At 70.0% G+C, this 21,728-nt stretch carries 16 protein-coding genes; 3 read left to right on the top strand and 13 right to left on the bottom strand.

Annotated features, from left to right (window positions below; all coding sequences use genetic code 11):
- Positions 1-6 precede the first annotated feature (6 nt).
- The 5 genes from ACIBO2_RS11230 to ACIBO2_RS11210 form a co-directional block, all read right to left on the bottom strand.
- The gene (locus tag ACIBO2_RS11230; protein WP_397296565.1) at positions 7-1,020 is read right to left on the bottom strand and encodes an NAD(P)-dependent alcohol dehydrogenase; all 1,014 of its coding nucleotides are present in this window, start codon (positions 1,018-1,020) and stop codon (positions 7-9) included.
- A gap of 8 nt (positions 1,021-1,028) precedes the next feature.
- Positions 1,029-1,973: a carbohydrate ABC transporter permease gene (locus tag ACIBO2_RS11225; RefSeq protein ID WP_358544392.1), complete on the bottom strand. Its 945-nt coding sequence runs from the start codon at positions 1,971-1,973 to the stop codon at positions 1,029-1,031.
- Positions 1,970-2,896, bottom strand: a complete 927-nt coding sequence (locus tag ACIBO2_RS11220) for a carbohydrate ABC transporter permease (RefSeq protein ID WP_397296563.1) — start codon at positions 2,894-2,896, stop codon at positions 1,970-1,972. The genes ACIBO2_RS11225 and ACIBO2_RS11220 overlap by 4 nt, the downstream gene beginning before the upstream one ends.
- Complete coding sequence (locus ACIBO2_RS11215) at positions 2,897-4,246, bottom strand: extracellular solute-binding protein (RefSeq protein ID WP_397296561.1); 1,350 nt, start codon at positions 4,244-4,246, stop codon at positions 2,897-2,899. It lies immediately after the preceding gene.
- Positions 4,247-4,498: 252 nt separating this feature from the next.
- Positions 4,499-5,986 carry a mannitol dehydrogenase family protein gene (locus ACIBO2_RS11210; protein ID WP_358544386.1) on the bottom strand — a complete coding sequence of 496 codons (1,488 nt, stop codon included), beginning with the start codon at positions 5,984-5,986 and terminating at the stop codon, positions 4,499-4,501.
- Between the two features lie 139 nt (positions 5,987-6,125).
- On the opposite strand from ACIBO2_RS11210, the gene ACIBO2_RS11205 reads away from it, so the two are divergent.
- On the top strand, positions 6,126-6,923 hold the full coding sequence (locus ACIBO2_RS11205; protein ID WP_358544384.1) for a hypothetical protein: 798 nt from the start codon (positions 6,126-6,128) through the stop codon (positions 6,921-6,923).
- Between the two features lie 106 nt (positions 6,924-7,029).
- Here the strand turns inward: ACIBO2_RS11205 and ACIBO2_RS11200 are convergent, their stop codons facing one another.
- From ACIBO2_RS11200 to ACIBO2_RS11180, 5 genes are all read right to left on the bottom strand, one after another.
- The gene (locus tag ACIBO2_RS11200) at positions 7,030-14,259 is read right to left on the bottom strand and encodes a hypothetical protein (protein WP_358544382.1); all 7,230 of its coding nucleotides are present in this window, start codon (positions 14,257-14,259) and stop codon (positions 7,030-7,032) included.
- Between the two features lie 99 nt (positions 14,260-14,358).
- A complete protein-coding gene (locus tag ACIBO2_RS11195; RefSeq protein ID WP_358544380.1) occupies positions 14,359-14,712 on the bottom strand; it encodes a hypothetical protein in 354 nt (117 codons plus the stop codon).
- Entirely contained in the window at positions 14,699-15,082 is a 384-nt protein-coding gene (locus tag ACIBO2_RS11190) for a YbaB/EbfC family nucleoid-associated protein (protein WP_358544378.1), read from the bottom strand. Before ACIBO2_RS11190 ends, ACIBO2_RS11195 begins: the two co-directional genes overlap by 14 nt.
- 132 nt (positions 15,083-15,214) lie before the next feature.
- Positions 15,215-15,607: a hypothetical protein gene (locus ACIBO2_RS11185; protein ID WP_358544376.1), complete on the bottom strand. Its 393-nt coding sequence runs from the start codon at positions 15,605-15,607 to the stop codon at positions 15,215-15,217.
- A gap of 28 nt (positions 15,608-15,635) precedes the next feature.
- Positions 15,636-16,493: an SseB family protein gene (locus ACIBO2_RS11180; RefSeq protein WP_358544374.1), complete on the bottom strand. Its 858-nt coding sequence runs from the start codon at positions 16,491-16,493 to the stop codon at positions 15,636-15,638.
- Between the two features lie 155 nt (positions 16,494-16,648).
- Here ACIBO2_RS11180 and ACIBO2_RS11175 point away from each other — a divergent pair, with 155 nt between their 5' ends.
- Complete coding sequence (locus ACIBO2_RS11175; protein ID WP_358544372.1) at positions 16,649-17,155, top strand: DUF1761 domain-containing protein; 507 nt, start codon at positions 16,649-16,651, stop codon at positions 17,153-17,155.
- 84 nt (positions 17,156-17,239) lie between these two features.
- Here the strand turns inward: ACIBO2_RS11175 and ACIBO2_RS11170 are convergent, their stop codons facing one another.
- From ACIBO2_RS11170 to ACIBO2_RS11160, 3 genes are all read right to left on the bottom strand, one after another.
- The gene (locus ACIBO2_RS11170) at positions 17,240-17,470 is read right to left on the bottom strand and encodes a hypothetical protein (protein ID WP_358544370.1); all 231 of its coding nucleotides are present in this window, start codon (positions 17,468-17,470) and stop codon (positions 17,240-17,242) included.
- 49 nt (positions 17,471-17,519) lie between these two features.
- Positions 17,520-18,647 (bottom strand): inorganic phosphate transporter, encoded by a 1,128-nt coding sequence (locus tag ACIBO2_RS11165; RefSeq protein ID WP_358544368.1) that lies wholly within the window; start codon positions 18,645-18,647, stop codon positions 17,520-17,522.
- Positions 18,648-18,787: 140 nt separating this feature from the next.
- On the bottom strand, positions 18,788-20,272 hold the full coding sequence (locus ACIBO2_RS11160; protein WP_358544366.1) for an alkaline phosphatase PhoX: 1,485 nt from the start codon (positions 20,270-20,272) through the stop codon (positions 18,788-18,790).
- 202 nt (positions 20,273-20,474) lie between these two features.
- Here ACIBO2_RS11160 and ACIBO2_RS11155 point away from each other — a divergent pair, with 202 nt between their 5' ends.
- Positions 20,475-21,674, top strand: a complete 1,200-nt coding sequence (locus tag ACIBO2_RS11155; protein ID WP_397296556.1) for an esterase-like activity of phytase family protein — start codon at positions 20,475-20,477, stop codon at positions 21,672-21,674.
- The last annotated feature ends 54 nt before the right edge of the window (positions 21,675-21,728 follow it).

Genomic DNA, 21,728 nt, shown 5'->3' with positions numbered 1-21,728 from the left:
TAAAACTCACTCCTGCGGCCGGACGACGGCTTTGACCAGCTCGGGGTCACGGGCGCCGGCCGTGAGCGCCTGCTCGACCTCGGCCAGTCCGTAATGGCCGGTCACCAGCGCGTCCAGCTGGACCCGGCCCGCGGCGGCCAGGGCGATGGCCGCGGGCCAGGTGCCGGCGTAGCGGAACGTGCCCGTCACTTCCAGCTCGCGGGTCTGTACGTGGGCCAGCGGCAGCGGGATCTCGTCCCCGCCCATGCCGACGAGGACGACCCGCCCGGCCCGTCCGACGGCGCGGATGGCCTGCCCTATCGCGGTCGGCTGACCCGAGCATTCGAGCAGTACGTCGGGCTCGAACCCGGCGTCGGACAGCGGGTTCTCGCGCACGTCGAGGGTCTCACTCGCGCCCAGGTCGCGGGCCACCCTGAGCCGTACGGGATTCACGTCGGTGACCAGGACGTCGGTGGCGCCGAAGGCCAGGGCGGTCTGCACGCACAGCAGCCCGACCGGCCCGGCGCCGGTGACCAGCACGCGGGCGCCCGGCTCGACCCGGGCCTTGCGGCAGGCCCACACGCCCACCGACAGCGGCTCGATCAGCGCGGCGGCGTCATCGGACAGGCTGTCAGGGACCGGGTAGACGAACTCCTCACGCACGACGACGTACTCACAGAAGGCGCCGTCGATCGGCGGGGTGCCGAAGAACCGCATCCGCGGGCAGAGGTTGTAGCGGCCGGCCCGGCATTGCCGGCAGGTGAAGTCGGGCGTACCCGGCTCCACCGAGACGCGCCGCCCCACAAGCTCGCGGCCGACGCCCGGCCCGCTGACGACCACGGTGCCGGACGCCTCGTGGCCCAGCACCAGCGGCGACTCCACGACGAAGTCGCCGATGCGGCCGTGCTCGTAGTAGTGCACGTCCGAGCCGCAGGTGCCGACCGACGCGACCCGTACCAGCACCTCCCGGGGGCCGGGCTCGGGCCGGGGGCGCTCCTCCAGCAGGATCTTGCCGATGCCGTGCAGTACGGCCGCGCGCATAGCCTCACCTACTCCCCGGTGATGGCGCCGAGGGTGAGTCCGGTGACCAGCCAGCGGCGCACGGCGAGCCCGGCGAGCATCATCGGCACGACCACGATCGTGCCGATCGCGGTGAGCTGCCCCCAGTCGATGCCCGTCTGCGTGACCAGCTGGGAGGCGGCGATGGGCAGCGTCTGGGAGTTCGGCCCGGAGAAGACCACGGCGAAGGCGTAGTCGTTCCAGGCGAAGACCAGGCACAGGATGAACGTGGTGACCAGCCCCGACTTGGTCAGCGGCAGGATGACCATCCAGAAGGCCTGCCAGCGAGAGCAGCCCGCGACCAGCGCCGACTCCTCCAGCGACGAGGGCACCTCGGCGAAGAACGCGCTCATCAGCCAGATGGCGAAGGGCAGGTTGAAGGTCAGGTAGGCCAGGATCAGCCCGGGAATCGAGTCGATCAGGCCGAGCCCGCGGAAGATGAGGAACAGCGGCACCACGACTGCCGCGATGGGCGCCATACGCGTGGAGATGATCCAGAAGGCCAGGTGCTTCTTGCCGCGCATGTGGGTGCGTGCCAGGCCGTACCCGGCCAGCGCGCCCAGGCCGACCGCGAGCAGCGCGGAGATCCCGGCGGCCAGCACGCTGTGCACGATGTACGGCCCGAGGTTGTTGGCGCCGGTGAACAGGTTGCGGTAGTTGTCCAGCGTCGGCGAGAAGAAGAACTGCGGCGTGGCCGCCGTCACGGCCTCGGCGTTCTTGAACGACGACATCAGCATCCAGACCAGCGGGACCAGCGTCCAGAGCAGCGCCAGCACGATGAGCAGCGTCACCAGCCACCGCGTACGCCGGCTGCTCTCCTCCAGCGGCGACTGGGCCTCGCCGCGCGGGGCGGCGGTGACCGGTGGCCGGGTGGCCTCGCCGGGAAGGGTCTCCGGAGGTATGGGCGCCGCCGGCGGTGTCATCGAGGTGCTCATCGGGTCAACCCCCTCACGTCCAGCAGCCGGACGAAGGTACGCGCGATGAAGATCGAGAAGGCCAGCATCGCCAGGCCGATGGCGGCGGCGTAGCCCAGGTCGAAGAAGCGGAACGCGGTCTCGTACAGCCGGACCGGCACGATCTTGGTCGCGTCGGCGGGGCCGCCGTTGGTGGTGACCCAGATGATGTCGAAGAAGCGGATGGCGTCCATCGAGCGGATCAGCAGCGCGACGAGCAGCACATTGGAGATTGCCGGGAAGAGGATGTAGCGCAGCGTCATCCAGCCCCGGGCGCCGTCGACGGCGGCGGCCTCCCGCACCGACTGTGGCACGCTGGACAGCCCGGCCAGGGTGATCAGGGCGATCAGCGGGGTCCACTCCCACACGTCCATGAGCACGACGGCGGCGAAGGCGCTGACCGGGGCGCCGAGGATGTCACCGGTGTAGCCGAACCCGCGCAGCACCCACGCGTACAGCCCGAAGGTGGAGTCGGTGAGGTAGCGCCCCAGCAGGCCGACGATCGACGGCGCGGCGAACATCGGCAGCAACAGCAGGCTGAGCAGGATGTTACGGCCGCGCAGCACGCGGAACAGGAGCAGCGCGATGCCGATCCCCAGGACCATCTCCAGCCCAACGGTGAGCACGAAGAAGATGATCGTCCGCAGCCAGGACAGCCACATGTCCGCGTCGGTGAAGAAGCGCGCCCAGTTGTTGAGGCCCACCAGGTCGAGCTTCACCCCGCCCAGCAGCCGGACGCGGGAGAAGCTCATCGCGATCAGGGCGATGAACGGCACGATCGACAGCGCGGCCAGCAGCAGCAGGCCGGGGGCCATCATCCAGCCTTCGAAGCCGACCCGCGGCTCCTTGCGGCCGGAGCTCTTCGGCTGGGCCGAGCCGCGTACCGCTGCTGAGGTCTGCGCCATCTAGGCCACCCACCCTCGCGCCACGATCTGGTCCACCCGGGATTTGATCGAACGCATCGCGTTCGCCGGTGACTCCGCCCCGCTGAGCATCGTGGACAGCTGGGTGAAGATCGCGGTGTTGCACTCGTTCCACATGGGGATCTTGGGTCGCAGGCCGATCCGCTCGGGCGTCCAGGCCTGCCGTACCGCGGCGGCCGCGAGCATGTTGGGCATCGGCGACGGTCGCTTCTCGGCCGCGCGCACTTCCGGCATCTCGTAGACGGAGGTCCGCGTCGGGGTGCCACCACCGGCCTTGCTCTTGAGGTTGGCGAGCTGGGTCTCGGGGGAGGTGGCCCACACGAGGAACAGCCAGGCGGCGCCGCGCTCGTTGGGCATCGTGTTCGCGCTGATCCCGATCCCCGTGCCGCCGTACATGTTGGCCGTGGCGACCGGGCCCTTGGGCAGCACCGAGTAGCCGACCTTGCCGGGCAGCACCAGCTCGTTGCTGGCCGCGAACTCATGCCAGTTCGGGCACATCGCCAGCCGGCCCGCGCGGAAGGCGGCGCCGACGCCGTCCCAGTCCCACGTCTTGGAGGCCGGGTCGGCGATGGACAGCAGCCGGTTGTAGAACTCCGCGCCCGCGATGGCGGCCTCGGAGTCGAGCCGGCACGGTCCCGGATCCCGTGAGCCCAGACGGCCCACTTCCTTGCCGTGGTCGAAGTAGGCGCCGCCGTAGGACCACAGGACGTTGCTGAAGTCGTTCATGAGGGAGTCGTGCTGCCTGGCCTGGTGGCCGGTGCCGTACTTGACGTCCGAGGTGGCGTTCTTGTTGAACCACTGGGCGATCCGGAAGTACTCCTCCCAGGTTCGCTCTCCGCCCGGAGTGGGGTCGAACCCGAGGTCGTGGGCCATGCGGTCGTGGTACTTGGCGAACAGGTCCTGCCGGTACTGCCAGATCATCGTCGGCGCGTCATAGGGGAGGGCGTAGTAGGCCGCGGGATCGACGAACCGGCCGGCGGCGTCCATCTGGACGGGGATGAAGTCGCCGATGCCGCCGGGCAGGCGGGGCAGGTTCGGGTCCGCCTCCAGCGTCCGCAGGTCCACCAGCCCGCGCTGGTACGGGGCGAGCACCTGGTAGGGGTCGGCGTAGATCACCTGGTACTGGGCCCGGCCCGAGGCCAGGTCTAGGGCGACCCGCTGGACCAGGGCGGTCAGCTCCAGCGTGACGATGTTGACGTTGATCCCGGTCAGGTCGGTGAACGGCTTGGTGTTGGCGGCGATGGCCGCGGTGGGGGCGGTGTTCTCCGAGATGAAGTTCAGGGTGGCGCCCTGGAACTGGCGCCACTGGTCGGTCGTGCCGGCTCGCGTCACGTCCCCGCGAGATCCACAAGCGCTCAGCCCGCCGCCGAGAGTCACCGCTGCGCCGGCGGCCATGGCTCCACGGAGAATGTCGCGCCTGCTCGGTTGAGGTGGATAGTTCACCGCCTCTTCACCCCCCGATACCGCATAAGAAAAGGGCGATGAGACTAGGTTTATCCCTTATCGACATTGTTTGAAAACTCATATGTGAGATTTTCGTAGAAATAAGGGGATATTTTGGCTTTCGTGAGTTAAGTAAAATTGTCAGGTGCGGTGCTCCGCGAGCTCCCGAACCGTGGCGTGGGCGCCTTTGGCGCGCAGCGACTCCAGCGCGCGCAGATACGGCCGGACGAACCGCTCGTCATCCACGAGATCGCCGAAGAGCTCCCGATTCGCGATGAACGCCGTAGGGTCCTGGCGCTGCGTCCGCGCGATGGCCGTCAGCCGGTCCTTCAGCCGGTCGACGATCGCGATGGGCGCCCCCGATTCGTCGACGCCCTCGGCATAACGCGCCCAGCTGGCTACCACGGCGGCCGCCCGGGTCACCGAACCGCCCCTGGCAAGTTGCTCGCGTACGACGGGAAGCAGCCACTTCGGGATCCGGTCCGACGACTCGGCGCACAGGCGCGCGAGCGTGTCGCGTACCTCGGAGTTGGAGAAACGCTCGATCAAGGTCCGCTTGTAGACGTCCAGATCGACGCCCGGCACCGGCCGCAGCGTGGGCGTGGCCTCGATGTCCATGTAGTCGAGCAGGAACGTCGCGATCGCCGGGTCCGCCGCGGCCTCGTGGACGTAGTGGTGGCCGCTGAGGAAGCCGAAGTAGGCCAGCGCCTGGTGCCCGGCGTTGAGCAGGCGCAGCTTCATCAGCTCGTACGGCTCGACATCCGCGACCACCTGCACCCCCACCTCCTCGAACGGCGGCCGGCCAGCGGGAAAGCGCTCCTCCAGCACCCACTGCGTGAACGGCTCGCAGATGACCGGCCACTCGTCCCGAACCCCGAACCGCCGGGCCACGTCCTCGCGATCCTCGTCGGTGGTGGCCGGGGTGATGCGGTCGACCATGGAGTTGGGGAAGGCCACCTCACGCTCCATCCAGGCGGCGAGCTCGGGATCGGCGAGCCGGGCGAACGCCGTGAAGGTACGGCGGGCCACGTCGCCGTTTCCCTGGATGTTGTCGCACGACATGACCGTGAACGGCGTCACGTCCCGCTCGCGCCGCCGTCGCAGCGCCTCGGTGACCAGGCCGAACACCGTGGCCGGGACCGCACCGGGTGCCAGGTCCGCGCGGATCGCCGGCGACTCCGGGTCGAACTCACCGGTGACGGGGTGGATGTTGTAGCCCCCCTCGGTGACGGTGAGGGACACGACGCGTACGGCAGGGTCGGCCAGCTTCTCGATGACCGCCTCCGGATCGTCGGGGGCGAAGAGATACTCGATGATCGACCCGATGACGCGGGCTTCGCGCGTTCCGTCGGGGTGCTTCAGCACGAGCGTGTAGAGGCCGTCCTGCGCCGTCAACGCCTCGCGCATCCGGGCGTCGCCGGGCAGGACCCCGACCCCGCAGATCGCCCAGTCGAACGCCTTGCCCTCGTTCATCAGCCGGTCGAGGTACATCGCCTGATGCGCGCGGTGGAATCCGCCGACCCCGAAGTGCACGATGCCGGTCGTGAGCCGCGACCGGTCGTAGGAGGGGGCCGTCACCTGCTCCGACAGGCTCGTCACCGTCTCCTGCGTCAGCGTCGTCACCGCCATGAGTCCCCCTTCGGCCCTACGCTCAGCATGGCCAGCTCCATCGGCTTCAAACTCCTGACCTGCGTGTATGCCCGTGAGCACCAGTCGCGGAGGCCGGGGCGGCTAGGTTGTCCTTGTCACGCGGATCTTTGGTGGAGGAATGATGTGGGAAGAGCAGTTCGCCACGCTTTCGGCCGTCGCCGCGCGCCAGAGCGGGCTGATCACGGAGGCGCAGGCCGGTCGGCTGGGGATCGACAAGCCGGCGCTGCTCCATTTCGCTGAGTCCGGGTTGCTGGTCGAGCTGGATTGGGCGGTCTACCAGCTCGCGTGGTCGGCCATGGGGCCGCGTTACGCCTATCCGCTGGCCGCCTGGCTGGCGATCATGCCGGAGAGTTTCCGCTGGGAGCGGTCGCAGTCCCTTCATGAGGACGCTGTTCTCTCGCACGAGTCGGCCTGCGGCCTGCACGGGCTGGGATCCGAGCCGAGCCCCTTGGTGACGTTCACCGTGCCGGAGGAGTTCGAGGGTCCCCGGGCGACGAAGATGCATGTCGCGGCCCTGAAGCCGGATGAGGTGGGCGTGGTCGAGGGGATTCCGGTGACGACCCCCGCCCGGACGATCGTGGATCTCGCCGCCGGCTGGGCCGAGCACGGCGAGTTGCGCCGCGTCCTCATGGACGCCGTACAGAAGGATCTCGTCGACCTGCGTCGGATCCACGCGGATCTGGCGCCGCTGGCCGGGCGGCAGGGGTTCCCGGAGGACGGCCGGGAGTTCGTGGCGTATTTCCTGCCCGACCTCGATCCGGCCGAGCTGTCCGCCCGTAACCAGCGTGGCTACGCCGCCCTGGCGCACGCTGATCGGGTGGCGGACCTGCAGTCCGCGGTGGCGCGGCTGATCCCGGAGGGCGGGGATGAGGCGCTGAGCTGGGACATAGCCGCCGAAATCATCGGCCGCTCCTGACGCTCATCCACCTCCTGGCGGGCTGGCCGCTCCTGACGCTCATCCACCTCCTGGCGCTCTTGGCGCCCACTCACCTCCTGGCGGGCCGGCCGCTCTTGGCGCTCACTCATCTCTCCGGCGGCGGCGGATCCGCGAACATCGTGGAGATCTCATACCCGTCCCGCTGCCCGTTGACCTGGAAGAAGAACTCGACGGTGCCGCCGTCGAAGCTCTCCATGGGCGTGGCCTGCGGCTCCGGCACGCCCGGCCGCTCTCCGGCGCGCAGCGCCCTGACCCAGATCAACCGGTTCGCGACGGCGGTCTCCGGGCTGCCGTCGACCGGCACGATCCGGAATCCGGCGCAGTACAGATGCCCGTCGGGGCCGAGCAGCTCGCCGATCGGCAAGGACACCCGGCCGGGCCGCTGATCGGGGTTGAACGGGGTGGCGAGAGCAGCGCGCATGAGCGGGTGCTCAAGAGCGCGGGCGAAAGCGACGGCGAAGGCGACCGGATCGTGGATGGCCGTGGCCGTGTCCGGGCAGCGGTGCTCCAGGTCGCCCGGCCGGAACGCGTCAGTGGCGCGCCCCCGCAGCTCCTCATCGAGCTGCGCCGGATCTTCGAGACGGGCGACACGGCCGTGGAGCCGGCCGTCGGCGGCGAACGCCCCGTGCCGGGCGAGATGATGGCCCTGACCTTGGTCGATGGCGACCAGCACGCGCTGGACGGCGGGATCCAGACTGGCCGCGGCGGCCAGCCACGGCCGCGTGGCAGCGTGTCGCGCGATGTAGGCGGCGGCCTCCCGCGCGCTCACCTCCGGCAGCCCCGCCCTGGTGGCGTCGAACCGGTCGAGCACCTGACGGGGCGTCGGCTGCCCGTCGCCTAAGGGGACGTCGAGCCGGTCGGCGTACGGCCGTACCGGCGCCGCTGTCACACGGCCGACCGCCTCGCCCAGGTCACGGACCTCCGACCGGTCGAGCTGGAAGAGCCGCAGATCGTCGAGGGCCTGACGGGCGAAGCCCGGCGAGTCGAGCAGGGATTTGATCGCGTTCGCGACGGCAGTGGCGCGCTCGCCGGGATCCAGACCGTACGCCCGGGAGATCCGGATGGCGTCCACGTCGATGCGCGAGCGCTCCAGGTGCAGCACGGCGTACGGATGCGCCAGGGACACGCCCTCGTACTCCTGATCGACGGTGAACTGCGGCTCCAGCACACCCAGCAGAGCGAGCCGGATACCGTGCCACTTACGACCGGCCTCCTCGGGCGTCCTGGCGTCCACGCGCACCCACCGGCGCAGCTGCTCGGCGTAGTACGCGCTTCGCTTCCAGTCCTCCTCGCTCCAGTACGTCCAGCGGTCACCGTCGAGCGTGGCGCTGCGGCCCAGCCGGTCCGGCCACTGATCCAGCTCACCGCCGCGGATGAGCCGGTTGATCCGGTCCACCGTGACCGCGACGCGGGCCGGGTAGTAGACGGCGACGGGCTGGCCCCGGCGGTTGGCCGGGTCGGGCAGGTCGGGGCCGAACAGCAGCCGCCGCATCGCAGGCAACGGGGCCCGGCTGGTCTCCGTAGTGACGAACCGCGTGATCGGCCGCCCGCTCGGATCGAAGCGCGGATTGCCCTGCTCGTCGAGGACCGGCTCGGAGTCGCCGTAGGCCCAGTCCTGCCAGTACAGCTGCCAGCGGTTGCCCTTGTTCCCGTCGTGCTCCCTGGCCTCGAAGTAGACGGTGGGCACGCCGAGCATGGCCGGGATCTCCAGCGCCCCGCTCTCCATCCCGATCTGCACCACGTCGCTCTGGGTGGTCAGGCGATGGAAGAACAGGCCCTGCTCGGCGTAGCTCAGCGCCTGCCCGCCGTTGTGCTCGGCCGCCCAGAACTCCACCAGCGTCCGGGTGTCGACCCCGTCCAGCACCCCTTCCTGACGCCACGCCTCCTCCAGCTCAGGACGTCCGGCGAAGATGTCGTCGCCGAGAAGAACGACCCGCCGACCGGGATGGCGCGCGTGGAGCGCCTCGATCGTCTGACGCAGGACCTCGGGCCGGGTGTCCAGGTGCGGGCCGTGCCGGCCGCCCACCGGCTGGCCCCGGGTGTCACGGACCCAGAGCAGGGCGTACTCGCCGACCTGCCCGTTCGCCTGCCTGTCGGCCTGGCCGTTCGCCTGGTGGAGCCGGTCGATCACCGCCTGGGCCCGTGCCGCGCGCCGCGCGGCCGTCGCCTCGTCCGGCCCGAGCATCGCGTCCACCATGCGCTGCCGCGCCTGAACCGGGTCGGCCTGGATCGCCCGCAGGGCGAAGAGCTGGGCCCGCATCCACTGCGACTCGCTGTAGTGGCTCTTCTGGCTCGTGTTGGCGAACGCCAGCCGGACCCGGTGCGGTTCTATGCCGTACTCGTCGATCAGTCTCTGGCGCAAGGCCAGGGCGTCCCTGAGCGGCTTGGCGTGCAGCTCGATGAGGGCGTCGACCAGCGCCGCCGGGTCGTTGACAGTGCGCCCCTTGATCAGCTGGTGCAGCACGGCGGCGTTGGCCTCGTCCAGGGTGATGCCGCTCGGCAGGGCGCCGAGGTAGGCCAGGTGGGACTGATGGGCGTCCCACTGGAAGGTCTTGAAGCCGCGGTCCGGCTCGTAGGCGATCTCGACCGTCGTGTCCGGATCGGCCATCAGGGCCGCCGCGTGACTGTACAGCTCGCCGCGCTGGTGGGCGTAGAAGCGCAGGTGTTTGAAGTGCTGGTTGTCCGGGCCGGGGACGCGGGTCAGCTCGACGTACCCGCTGTCGTACATCATCCGGCTGCGGATGAAGTCGACCTTCTCGGCGGGGGAGAGGTTGGTGCGCTGCTTGAGCTGGGAGAGCTCGGCGTCAAGGTCGCCCGCGGACAGCCGGTCCCACGTCGCGATCATGTCCGGGTCGGCGTGCACCGCCGACGCCGGGGCGGTGCTGGGCACCTGCAGATGCCGTACGTCCGCGGTGCCGTCAGGCGCGACCGTGTCACCGGAGGCGTCCGGGGCCGTGACGTCGTCCGTCTCCACCCAGCGGCGGAGGTTGGGGTCCCAGCGGCTCGGCGGCGGCGCCTCCTCCCGCAGCAGCGGATCGAGGAACGCCTGCGCGACCGGAATGGCCTCGGTGAGCCCGGCGTACGGCAGGCCGGGGGTGGTCCTGGCGTACTGGTCGAACTTCCGGAACCAGTCTGGGCTGGGAATCTCGAAGGCCGACGGCACCTTCAGGTTCTCGCCCTGCTCCAGCCGCCAGGCGAACTCCGCGTGCAGCATCGCGTGCGTGGCCGGGCCGTCCCACGACGAGTTCAGAATGATCATCAGGATGTCGACCAGGTCCTGACACCGGTACGGCAGGTCGCCCGCCTTGCAGCTGAACAACCCCTTGCCCCGGGCGATGCAGTCGTGGCAGCGCGTCTCCAGCGTCCTGATGCCGTGGGTGTAGATGCCCGACACCTTGTGCGCCAGCGTGTCGTGGTAGGAGATGACCCGCAGGCGCGGGCTCTCGTCGGGGTGCCCCGTCGCGAGGATCTGCTGGGGGAAGGGGATGATCTCCGGTTCCTTCCACACCGCGCGGGTACGCGGCGGGGCGAGGTCCACGCTGAGCCGCATGATCTCCATGTCGCCGCAGTAGACCGTGTGCGCCATCCTGACCGCCTTGCCGTGCAGGATGTAGACCTTGGACTCCCGGACGAACCGCAGCTGGTCACCGTGATCGCGGGCGAGCGCGGCCTCGTACTCGTCGGCCATCGCGTCCGGATCCGGGTTCCCCGACATCCTGACGAGGTCGATGTCGGTGCTCGCCCGGCCGCCCGGGTTCCTGGAGAGCATCGCCTGGCCGCCCTTGAGCATCCAGTCGTCGGGGTTGGCGGCGAAGATACGGCCGATGGCGCGCTGAAGCGCGAACTGCTGCAGCTCGTCGAGGGGCGCCGTGCCGCGCCGGTGGGCTTCGGCGCGTACCTGGTTCATCAGGTCGCGCCAGAATCTCAGGAACTGGCGGGGATCGCTGTCGGCGTTCCGGTCACCGGTGGGGCTGAGGCTGGAGCGGAGCCCGTCGGTGGGATTGGGGGCGGAATCCGTGCTGGAATCCGCGCTGGGGCCCGGGCTGGGGTCCGCCTGCGCCGTCGCGGTGGGGTCCGCCTGCGCTTTCGTGCTGGGGTCCGTCTGCGCCGGGGTCGTGGGCAGGCTGATTCCCGCGCGGCGGAGCTGGACGACGCCCGGCATCGAGCGCCGGAAGCTCTGGATGGCCCGGCGCAACGTGTCCGCTCCCGGCTCTCCGGGGTGGGGTGACACGGTCGCCGCGAGGCGTACCAGCAGGTGGATCTGCTGGGTGGTCACCGGAGTGGTCGCGTCCCTGCCCAGCAACGCGTTGACCGCGGTCCGCAGCAGGTCGAGCTGCGGTACGGAGTCGCCGAGCAGCAGTTCGGCCAGGTGCTTCAAGGCGGCGAGCTCGGCGATGGCGAAGGAGTACTCCGGTCCGGTGCCGTAGATGTCCTGCGTCATCCGGACCAGCGCGTCCGTGTACGCCAAGTGCTCGTTCGTCAGCGGGCGCCCGTCGGCGAACAGGCCGTCCATGCGTTCGAGCAGCCGGAGGTGCTCCACGAGCGGGCGCCCGTCGGACGGGAACTCCTCGACCAGCCTCAGGACGTTCCCCGGCAGACGACCGGCCGGCTCGAACTCCGGCCGCGACCACTCCTCGGCCGGGGCTACGGGGGCGGGCCGGGTGAGTGACACCTTGGGCCGCTGGTCGCTCTCCGGCAGGAGCGCGAAGAGATGCTCCAGGTGCCGGTCGCGGAGCCCCGCCGTTTCGGCCACCGTACGGCCGTCCCGGTCGAGGACGGGCCGGCCGGCCGACCAGAACAGCTGGGCCTGACCCAGCAGATTGGAGTCGGCGTGCACGTCGCGCGCGGCCAGGTCGCGCCGGTCCTCGGCGAGCGGGTGGACGTATTCGTCGAGCATGCCGAGCAGATGTAGCGTCTCGTGCGCGAACACGACCGGCTCCATTCCCGCGTACCAGCTCAGATAGTGGATCGGGGGCCGGTCGCGGTAAGACCGTAGCTGGTCCAGCGGGGTGCTGATCACCTCACCCTCGCTGTGCCAGCTCTCGCGGTCGGCGAAGTCGGCGGCGCGGGTGCCGGTCCCGGGGTGCAGCAGGACGACCGTGCCGTCCGGGGCCTCGTCGGGCGCGGCCACGAACTCCATCCGTACGTGGAGGAGCGATCCGTCGGCCAGTTGGTGCTGGTGGTTGTAGTAGAGGTCGATCCCTTCGAGCAGGCGGGCGTGCGCGTCGGCGATCTCCTCGGGGGTGAGCCGGGGGTCGGCGCGATACTGGACCCGGACGGTGAACTCCGTGACGGGGTGCAACCCGCCCCGCCACGGGACGAGCAGCCTGCGGGCCTCCACTTGGGCCGCGCCCTCGGTGTGGGGGACGGTGATCGGCTCAGGGGTGGCCGATCCGCGCAGGGGCTCCCACCGAGCGGCCAGCGGAACGTTCCGGGGATCGCGGACGTTGGCGAGCGTCTGGCCGGACCTGGGGGGTGGGTCCATGTTGAGGGTCGGGGTCCGGGTCGCGTGGTCCACGGCTGTACGGGGTGCGGTGTCGCGGCTGACGAGGCCGTCTGTATGGGGTGCGGTAGCTCGGCCGATGGGGTCGTCTGCGCGAGGTGCGGTAGCCCGGTCGATCGGGTCGTCTGTGCGAGGTGTGGTGTCCCGGTTGATGAGGTCGTCGATGCTCGCGGGCCGGCCCGGTCGGCTCGGGTCGGCGGCCTGCGGATCCGGCTGTGCCGCCAGGTTGGGCCGCGTCGCCGAGTCGGCCTGTGTCGTGGAGTCGGCCAGAGTCGCGGGGTCGGTGGGACGTGCCGTCTCGGCTGGCGCGGGCTCGGCGGGCCGGGTCGGCTCGGGGGCCGATGCGCTGGAGCCGGGCTGTGCCCTACTCGGCATCGGATCCCCAGCCGGTCGCGGATCCCCAGGCGGGGGTGCGGGCTGCCTGGTCTGGGGCGTGTCGGGAGCGCCCGGGGAGGCCACCGGCCGGGAGCCGTTCATCGGCGGCTCGGCCGTCGCTCGTCCCGGACCGCCCGGTGCACCTTCGCCCGGCGTACCTTGCGGGGGGACCGTGGGGGAGACCGGCCCGCCGTAGGACCCCGTCCCGTTCGGCGGAGCCTGCGGACCACCAGCGGGGCGCGCATCCGTGCCGGGCCGCCCATCCGTGCCGGGCCGGGCACCTGTATCAGGGTCCGTATTGGGCCGCGTGTCCGTGTCGGCCTGTGCCAGGTCGGTGGTCCGCGTCAGGTCGGTGGCCGCTGCGGTGTCCATGGCGGAGTTCAGGGCGCTCATGGGGTGCAGCACCGCCCCGGCCACGCTGGGATTGAACGGGCTGATCGTGTTCGTCCGGCCCGCGCCACCCATGAACCCACCGACCAGGGAGTCGGCGGTTGGCGGCTCCCACTGCCCGTACACGAGCCCGTTGGCCACGAAACTGCCGGCGGGCGAGGCCACCACGTTGTTCAGGCCCGTGTTCAACGCCCGGCCCGGGAATCGCCGGAAGGCGTTGCCCCATCCGGGCAGGTCGCCCGCCGTCCGGTTCAGGTGGCTGATCCCCGGGACGGCGCTGGTGAGCCGGGACACCGGAGCGCCGAGCTTGGTGCCGGCGACGGCGCCCACGCCGGCGCCCACCGCCGCGGCCATGGTCTTGTCCCAGTCCCAGCTCAGCCGGGTGCCCATCTGGATCTGCTTGTACTGGGTGAAGGCGTCGATGAAGACCTCTTCACCGATCTCCTCGATCAGTTCGTGCGTCAGCGCGGCCGACATGAACCGGCGGCCCAGTGTGCCGCCCGCGAGGGTGGTCAGTCGGCCCGCCGCAGTGACCCCGGCGGGGCGGGCCGCCGCGATCCCCAGGCGGGTGAGGATGTTCCTGATGGCCAGCCGCAGGCTCGACGCCGCGGGGCCCACCAGTGGCGCCGTCGCACCGGCCGAGAAGAACGAGACGAGCAACGCCACGGCGATCGCGATGACGGCCACCCAGAAGGCCACGTTGATCGAGATCTTCGAGTACTGGGTCTCCAGCGCGAAGGCGTCCGCCTGCTGGGCGTACTGATGGTGGGCGGCCATCTTGGCCAGGGCGCCGGTCTGCTCGTCGTACATCCGCTCCACGCGGGTGAACGTGACGGGTTTGGCGGGAGACTCCCATCCCGCGGCGATGGTCCGAACCGCCGTGCCGGTCGGCTCGAACGTGGCCACATAGGTGTCCACGGCCCGCCGGTGCGCTTCCCGCAGCCGCCACAGACCGCTCTCGCTGGCCTCGGGCCACGCCTGCCCCGACATGAGCATCGGGATCAGCCAGTAGACCACCCAGTCCGGCAGCTTCTCCGTCTCCCACACCGGACGCACATCGCTGGCCGAGATCCCCCCGAACCTGTCCGATGGCAGCCCATCCGGCGTCTGTGAATTGACGTCACCGCGACCCGCCACGCTGGACCGTCACACTTCCTTTCTGATTCGACCACCGGAGGCGAGATCCTGCGCGATCGCGGTGTCCGTGGAGCGGGAGTTGGCGATGGTCTCGCGTAGCAGCGGCCCGACGTCCACGATCTCGCCGACCAGCGCGGTCCCGGATTCGACCAGCCTGCTGGGGCCGTCGTCCTTGAGGTAGGCCTGCGCGAACATCCGGCCTTCCGCGCCGTTCCCCCAGGGAGCGGCCGCGTTGAGCGCCTTCAGTTCCTCGGACACCTCCGGCCACGCCTGCTCCAGGTCGAGGGCCATGGTGTTCCATTGGGCGATGCCGCTCTCGATTGACGGGCCCAGGTACAGGGTCCGGGGGCTAGGAACCGGCATTCTCCCTCCCCGCCATCTGGTCGGCGAGCTGCGCGAGCACGGTCTCCACGTCGCCGTCGAGGTGCGCCCGCATCTGCTCGGCGGGGATCACCGGCTCGAAGATCTCCACGACGCGCTGCCGCATCTTTTCCGCCGCGTGGTGGGTGGTGTCGGTGATGACATCGGCCAAAGTACGGGCATCGGGGCGGCGGTAAATCCGGGGGTCAAGATCCAGCCGGACCAGTTCACCGCGCGCGTCGACCGTTACCGCGACCAGGCCGTCCTGGGATTTCTCCGTCACTTGTACGGCTTTCGCCTCCGCGAAAAGACGAAGCCCGTCGTCCTGTAAACGAATAAACGCCTGGCGTAGTTCATCGGCATAAGCCTGCATACCAGACGTTTCCGCTTCTCCAGTCGATCGCACGTGCCGTAATCTCCTTATTACAGAGAGGTAACACCCGCTCTAGGAGTAACGGATCATATAGGCGTCATTCACCGTTGTTCATAGTGAATTCCCAAAAAACTAGAGTTTCCCAAGGTCAGCGGCGTGCTCGCGCAGCGCGGTCACCTCGTCACCGGCGATCCAGCGGCGGTACACGCCCCGCTCGACCCGCTCCAGCCCGAGCTCCATCGCCACGGGCACCGACGCGCCGGCGTACTCCAGGAGGACTTCGCCGTCCTTCTCCGCGATGACCAGGAAAGACGCGCCCTTCCACACGCAGACCGTCGTGACGAGGTCCACCCGTTCGCACTCCGCGGCGGGCACCGCTCTGACCCAGACGCCGGAAGCGATCTCCTCGAACCCGGCCTGCGCGGCGGTGTCGCGTAGACGCAGCCACACCCCGTCGGCGCTCAGCTCCGGAGCGGCCTCGTAGTCGACCCCGCCCCAGCGGGCGCGGTAGAAGGACCGCGTCATCGCGCCGCCCAGCGGTAGAGGGACCGGGTCATTGCGCGGCCCGCAGGAGCCACTGTCCGAGGTCCCCGTCGAAGACGGCGCGGCCACGCGTGACCCCGTCGATCCCCAACTCCACGATCTCCGCCCCGTACGGCAGCGCGACTCCCGTCACCTTGTACTCCCTGATCGTCTGATCTACGCTCGGCACCAGTCCCATGCCGACGAAGGGCGGCTCCTCGACCACCCAGCCGGCGACGGCCCGCATCCCCTCCTCGTCCTCCCCGCCGTAGGGCGTCGGGTAGAGATCGACGCCGATCGCGGGCCAGCGCAGGATGTTCAGGGCGCCCTGGTCGGTGAGCGCGTCCTCCCGTGACAGCGCTTCAGCGAGCACGGATGGTGTCGCGATGTGGGCGACGTCGAGGGCGTGGTGGCAGTAACCGGACACCCGCGGCTTGCCGTCATCGAGCAGTGCCTGGATCTCCGCGGGCCCCAGCAACTTCTGCACGATCGGGACACCTGGTTCGACCGCGTGGTCCTGGGCCAATGTGGGCACGGCGAGCCTGGCCACCGTACCCGGCTCCAGGAAGAACGCGAGCTCCAGCCCGGCATTGACCGCCAGCCCCCACCGGAGGTCCGGCCAGCCCGCGGCGAGCTCCACCATCGACACGACCCGGTGGTTCTCGACGCCGGTGGCCGCTCTGAGCGCGCCTGCCGAGGTGTAGACGATCAGCCACGTACGCTCGTCGTCGGCCTGAGTGGCCCAGGCCATGGGCTCGTCGCCGGCGGCGGCTGCCTCGCTGATCGGCATCGCGAAATCCGCCGCCCGCAGCAGACCAAGGCAGAGGGCAAGGTCTCCTTGCGCCTGTGCTGCCGCGAGTTGTTCTTCGAAAGCACTGGCCTGCCACACACGGCACAGCCTATAAGCGCGCGCTCGCCTCCCGTCGCCGTACGCTCGCCCGGTCTGAGTGATCAGTTCGCATTCCGTTCGCCGGCGATGTCGAGACAGGCCGATCGGCGTCGACGTCCCCACCAAAGGCAAGTCGAGCGGATCAGGAGATCGCGATGAACCAGCAGATGGACCAGCAGACGATCCAGCAGGCGGGCGAGCAGATGGGTCAGCGGGCGGAGCGGCAGACGATCCAGCAGGCGGGCCGGCGAGAGATGACGACCATCAGGACCAGCTACTGGGCGGTCGTCGGCGCGGCACTGGCGACGCTGTTCGCCAGTGCCGTCTACTACGCGGTGTTCGGCGGCGTGTGGATGAGGTTGAGCGGTGGGATCGCGTCCACCTCTCCTCAGGCGTGGGAGGTAGCCGCTCAATTCGGCAGGAACGTCATCGAGATGCTCGTGCTGGCCACGCTCATGAGCTGGCTCCGGATCGTGACCTGGCCGGGTGCGCTGCGGCTCGGCCTCCTGGTGTGGGGTGGGTTCCAGGCGCTGGCGATCGCGGGCTCCGTCATCCACGAGCAGTATCCGGTGGGGCTCTACGTCCTGCACGTCGGCGACGCGCTGATGACGACGCTGATCGCGGTGTCCATCCTCGTCCGCTGGTCCCGCCCTCGGGCGTAGGGGTCCTTGGGCATACGGGTCCTCGGGTATACGGGTCCTTGGGTGGAGGGAAGGCGCCGCGTGGTCGCCGTTCGGAGGTGGAGGTCAGTGGAACTGCGGGACGATCAGGTAGATGCCGTAGCCGACCACCGCCGCGCAGGCGGCGAAGCACAGGACGGCGGCGGCCAGCGGGCCGGTGCCCGTGGCCTGCCGCTCCTCGGCTATCTGGCGGGCCGATATCGCCAGCACACCGAGCGAGAAGACGACCACGACGACGACGCTGACGGCGAGGCTGACGACGAAGACCTGGCCGAGAGCGGCCCATTTGATGTCCATCACGATCCCCTCAGGCGGCGACCCGCCGTGGTTGGGCGGGCGGGTCGTTTCAGGCGGCGACCCGCTCCGGCTGGGTGGGCAGTTCGTTGACGTTGCCCGCGTGTACGGGCTCGCGGCGGCTGGCCGCGTACAGGCCGGCTGAGACGGCGATCGCGACCACGGCGGCGATGGTGACGCCGAGCGTGCCGGTGGTGGCCACGGCGGCGGCCACTCCGCCCACCGCGGCCGCCGCGGGCAGGGTGAGCAGCCAGGCCAGCGCCATTCGGCCGGCCAGGCCCCAGCGCACCTGAGCGAGGCGGCGGCCGAGGCCGGTGCCGAGGATGGCGCCGGAGACCACCTGTGTGGTGGACAGCGCGAAGCCCAGGTGGGAGGAGGCCAGGATGACCGTGGTCGCGCTCGCCTCGGCGGCGAAGCCCTGCGGCGACTCGATCTCGGTGAGGCCCTTGCCCATGGTACGGATGATGCGCCAGCCACCCAGGTAGGTGCCCAGGCCGATGGTCAGCCCAGCGGCGGCGATCACCCAGACGGGCGGGCCGGAGCCGGAGGCGAGCGCGCCGGTCGAGATCAGCGTCAGGGTGATGACGCCCATGGTCTTCTGCGCGTCGTTGGTGCCATGAGCCAGCGACACCAGCGACGCGGAGACGATCTGACCGAAGCGGAAGGTGGTGGTCACCGACTCGTGCCGGGCGCGGGCGGTGATCGTGTACGCCAGGTAGGTGGCGCTCATGGCCACGAACCCGGCGATCAGCGGCGAGGCCAGTGCCGGGATGAGGATCTTCTGCAGCACCGTGTCGAAGTGGACGCCGCGCATCCCGGCGCCGACCCAGACCGCGCCGATCAGGCCCCCGAACAGCGCGTGCGAGGAGCTGGACGGCAGCCCGAACAGCCAGGTGAGCAGGTTCCACAGGATCGCGCCGATCAGCCCGGCGAACACCATCGGCGGCGTCACCAGCCTGTCGTCCACGATCCCGCCAGAGATCGTCTTGGCCACTTCCACCGACAGGAAGGCGCCCAGGACGTTGAGTACGCCCGAGATCGCCACCGCCACCTTGGGCCGTAGCGCGCCGGTCGCGATGGAGGTGGCCATCGCGTTGGCCGTGTCGTGGAAACCGTTGGTGAAGTCGAAGGCCAGCGCCGTGATGATCACCACGACGACCAGGAACGTCACGTGCTCCATGTCGTTGTCCCCATCGTCTCGCCGTAACCCGGACGTTAGGCGCGTGTGGTGAACCGACCGTGAACACCCAGCGGAGACCGGATAACGAAGTCCGGTCTCCGCACCACAGCCGAGCCGTGTCTAGCCGGCGTCGGACTGGTTCAGTCGGCGTTGGAGGGACGGCGCCACGGGCCGGTGATCGCCAGGACGTGGCCGGGGCTCTGGATGTTGGCGAACAGGATCCGGCCGTCGGCGCTGAAGTTGGGGCCGGTGAACTCGCTGTCGTTGAGTTCGTTGCGCGCCATCGGGTACGCCTTGCCCTGCGCGGTGACGCCCACCAGGTGCTGGATGCCCTCTCCGTCCTCCGCGAGGATCACTCCTCCGTACGGCGAGACGGTGATGTTGTCCGGCCCGTCATAGTTCGTGTCCTGGGCGGGGTCGGGGTTGACGCCGAAGATGGTCTTCAGCGTGACCGTCTGGTGGCGCGGGTCGTAGAACCACACCTGGCCGTCGTGCTCGTTGACGCTGCCGTCGGTGTGGCGCGCGTAGCTCGCGACGAAATAGGCGCCGCCGTCCGCCCACCAGGCGCCCTCCAGCTTGCGGCTGCGGGTGATCTGGTCGTTGGGGAGTTGGGTGCGTACGGACTGGACGAGCGCGTCGCGTTCGGGCACCTCCACCCATCGGACCTGGTAGCGGGTGCCGGGGGAGGTGGCCTCCGACAGGTCGGCGACGTGCGCGCCGTCGCGATAGCAGCTCAGCGCCTCCAGCTTGCCCGCGGTCGCGCCGCCGTCGGAGAGGGCCAGCTCCCGCAGCGCGCCCTTGCCGCCATGGAACCCCTTCGGCGGCGTCCAGCGGTAGTAGAGCCCGTTCGGTCCGGAAGCGTCCTCGGTCAGGTAGATCGCCGACGTCTTCGGGTCGACGGCGACGGCCTCGTGCGAGTAACGGCCGAGAAACTTCAGCGGCACCGGGTCCTGGTTGGCCTTGCGGTCGAACGGGTCGACCTCGAAGACGTACCCGTGGTCCTTCTGGAAGGCGCCACCGGCCCGCTGCTCGGTCTCCTCGCAGGTCAGCCAGGTGTTCCAAGGGGTCTTGCCGCCCGCGCAGTTGTTGTGCGTGCCGGCCAGGCTGACGTATTCGCGGATCCGTACGCCGTGCGCGTCCACGTCGATGTTGGTGGTGCCACCGCCCGCGCCCGGATCGTAGGTGAGGCCAGGCAACGCGGGCACCCGGTACGGCTCGCTGCCACCGATCTCGTGGTTGTTGACCAGCGTGGCGCCGCCCTTGCCACGCCCGAGCTCTGCGTCCACTCCTTCGCTGTCCGCTCCTTCGCTGTCCGCTCCGTCACCGTCAAACCCGGCGCCCTTGCCACGGGTGAAGCTCGCCGTCCCGTCCGCGTCGCTCGGCGTCGGCTCGCCGCTCTCCAGCAGCGTCACCCCCGCCTCCGCGACGATCCGGTACGAGAACCCGGCGGGCAGGGCCAGCACCCCGGCCGGATCGGCGACCAGCGGGCCGTAGCCGAGCGGGGGCCGCGTGGCCGCGAACGCGGCGGGCCCGGCGATCGCCTCGATGCTGCCGGCGAACACTATGCCGAGGCCACCGGCGGCGCTGCGGCCGAGGAAGGAACGGCGAGAGACAGGTGCGGACATGGGACATCTCCTCCAACGTTGACGTCTGCAGGAGCCGACCCAATTGCGTCGCGGGAACGGGCGGCACCCCGCACTCCGTCCTTATGGTGAACGCTTGAGGAAGAACCGGCACCCGGATCGATCATCTTGATCGCCCGAAAGTGAATGATTCGTACGCACTGCGTTTGGAATCACGTCATGTGACGCTCCTAGCGTGCCGGTCATGAAACGCATCTCCCTCGCGGTGGGCGCGGCCCTGCTGGCCGTGAGCCTCGCCCCCACGACCGGTCCCGCGTCCTACGCCGCCGCACAGGACGGCGCGCGGGACAACACGGGCCGCGCCACGCTGACCGGGTTCGCCGCTCTCCCGGCGCAGACCTTCGTGCCCGGCAGCGAGCCCTCCGGCTCCCAGATCGGCACCACCCCGATCAACGGCGTCACCCCGCCCTTCGCCGGCCAGCCGGTCCAGGGGTTCAGCGGCATCGTCCGGCGCGGCGACGGCAGCTTCGACGTGCTGTCCGACAACGGGTACGGCGGCAAGAACAACAGCGCCGACTTCCTGCTGCGCGTGCACCGGATCAGCCCGGACTTCAAGGCGGGCACCGTACGGGTGCTGGGCGGGTTCAACCTGTCAGACCCGCGCGGCCGGGTCTCGTGGCCGCTGACCAGGGCGGACCGGGTGCTCGCCGGCGCCGACTTCGACGTGGAGTCGATCGTCCGGGCGGCGGACGGCACGTACTGGATCGGCGATGAGTTCGGCCCGTTCCTGCTGCACTTCTCCGCCACCGGCACGCTGCTGGAGGCGCCGATCGAGCTGCCCGGCGTCAAGGCGCCGGAGAACCCGACCCTCAACGGCGCGACGCCGAACCTGGCCGGCAGCAAGGGCTTCGAGGGCATGGCCCGTTCCGCCGACGGCCGGTGGCTCTACCCGCTGCTGGAGGGCACGGTCAGCGGAGATCCGGCGGGTACGCTGCGGCTGAACGAGTTCGACGTCCGGAAGCGGGCGTATACCGGCAAGCGCTGGACGTACAAGCTGGACAGCCCGACCAACGCGATCGGCGACGCCATCGCGGTGGACGAGCACCGCTTCCTCATCATCGAGCGGGACAACGAGCAGGGCGACGCGGCCAAGCTCAAGCGCGTCTACCTGGCCGACACCCGCGATCGCGACCACGACGGCGCGCTGGACAAGACGCTCGCCGCCGACCTGCTGGACCTGGCCAACCCCAAGGGCCTGGGCGGGTTCGGCGAGACTTTCCGCTTCCCGTTCCAGACCATCGAGGACGTCGTGATCCTCGACGACCGCACGCTCGGCATCCTCAACGACAACAACTTCCCGTTCTCGTTCGGACGGACGGCCGGGCAGCCGGACAACGACGAGTTCATCACCGTCCGCCTGCCGTTCCGCCTGCACGCCCGCTGAACGAAGAGGGGGCGGGCCGCACCGCCCGCCCCCACGGTTGTCAATGGAGCGGTC

The organism is Nonomuraea sp. NPDC050022, assembly GCF_044460705.1.
Lineage (GTDB): Bacteria > Actinomycetota > Actinomycetes > Streptosporangiales > Streptosporangiaceae > Nonomuraea.
This window is presented reverse-complemented; position numbering and strand designations above follow the sequence as displayed.

What these genes read in the sequence shown, in the direction of transcription:
- ACIBO2_RS11165 (WP_358544368.1), bottom strand. Translation starts at nt 18,647, where the DNA reads ATGGAGCACGTGACGTTCCTGGTCGTCGTGGTGATCATCACGGCGCTG.
- ACIBO2_RS11205 (WP_358544384.1), top strand. Translation starts at nt 6,126, where the DNA reads ATGATGTGGGAAGAGCAGTTCGCCACGCTTTCGGCCGTCGCCGCGCGC.
- ACIBO2_RS11185 (WP_358544376.1), bottom strand. Translation starts at nt 15,607, where the DNA reads ATGACGCGGTCCTTCTACCGCGCCCGCTGGGGCGGGGTCGACTACGAG.
- ACIBO2_RS11225 (WP_358544392.1), bottom strand. Translation starts at nt 1,973, where the DNA reads ATGAGCACCTCGATGACACCGCCGGCGGCGCCCATACCTCCGGAGACC.
- ACIBO2_RS11230 (WP_397296565.1), bottom strand. Translation starts at nt 1,020, where the DNA reads ATGCGCGCGGCCGTACTGCACGGCATCGGCAAGATCCTGCTGGAGGAG.
- ACIBO2_RS11195 (WP_358544380.1), bottom strand. Translation starts at nt 14,712, where the DNA reads ATGCCGGTTCCTAGCCCCCGGACCCTGTACCTGGGCCCGTCAATCGAG.
- ACIBO2_RS11155 (WP_397296556.1), top strand. Translation starts at nt 20,475, where the DNA reads ATGAAACGCATCTCCCTCGCGGTGGGCGCGGCCCTGCTGGCCGTGAGC.
- ACIBO2_RS11220 (WP_397296563.1), bottom strand. Translation starts at nt 2,896, where the DNA reads ATGGCGCAGACCTCAGCAGCGGTACGCGGCTCGGCCCAGCCGAAGAGC.
- ACIBO2_RS11190 (WP_358544378.1), bottom strand. Translation starts at nt 15,082, where the DNA reads ATGCAGGCTTATGCCGATGAACTACGCCAGGCGTTTATTCGTTTACAG.
- ACIBO2_RS11210 (WP_358544386.1), bottom strand. Translation starts at nt 5,986, where the DNA reads ATGGCGGTGACGACGCTGACGCAGGAGACGGTGACGAGCCTGTCGGAG.
- ACIBO2_RS11170 (WP_358544370.1), bottom strand. Translation starts at nt 17,470, where the DNA reads ATGGACATCAAATGGGCCGCTCTCGGCCAGGTCTTCGTCGTCAGCCTC.
- ACIBO2_RS11175 (WP_358544372.1), top strand. Translation starts at nt 16,649, where the DNA reads ATGAACCAGCAGATGGACCAGCAGACGATCCAGCAGGCGGGCGAGCAG.
- ACIBO2_RS11160 (WP_358544366.1), bottom strand. Translation starts at nt 20,272, where the DNA reads ATGTCCGCACCTGTCTCTCGCCGTTCCTTCCTCGGCCGCAGCGCCGCC.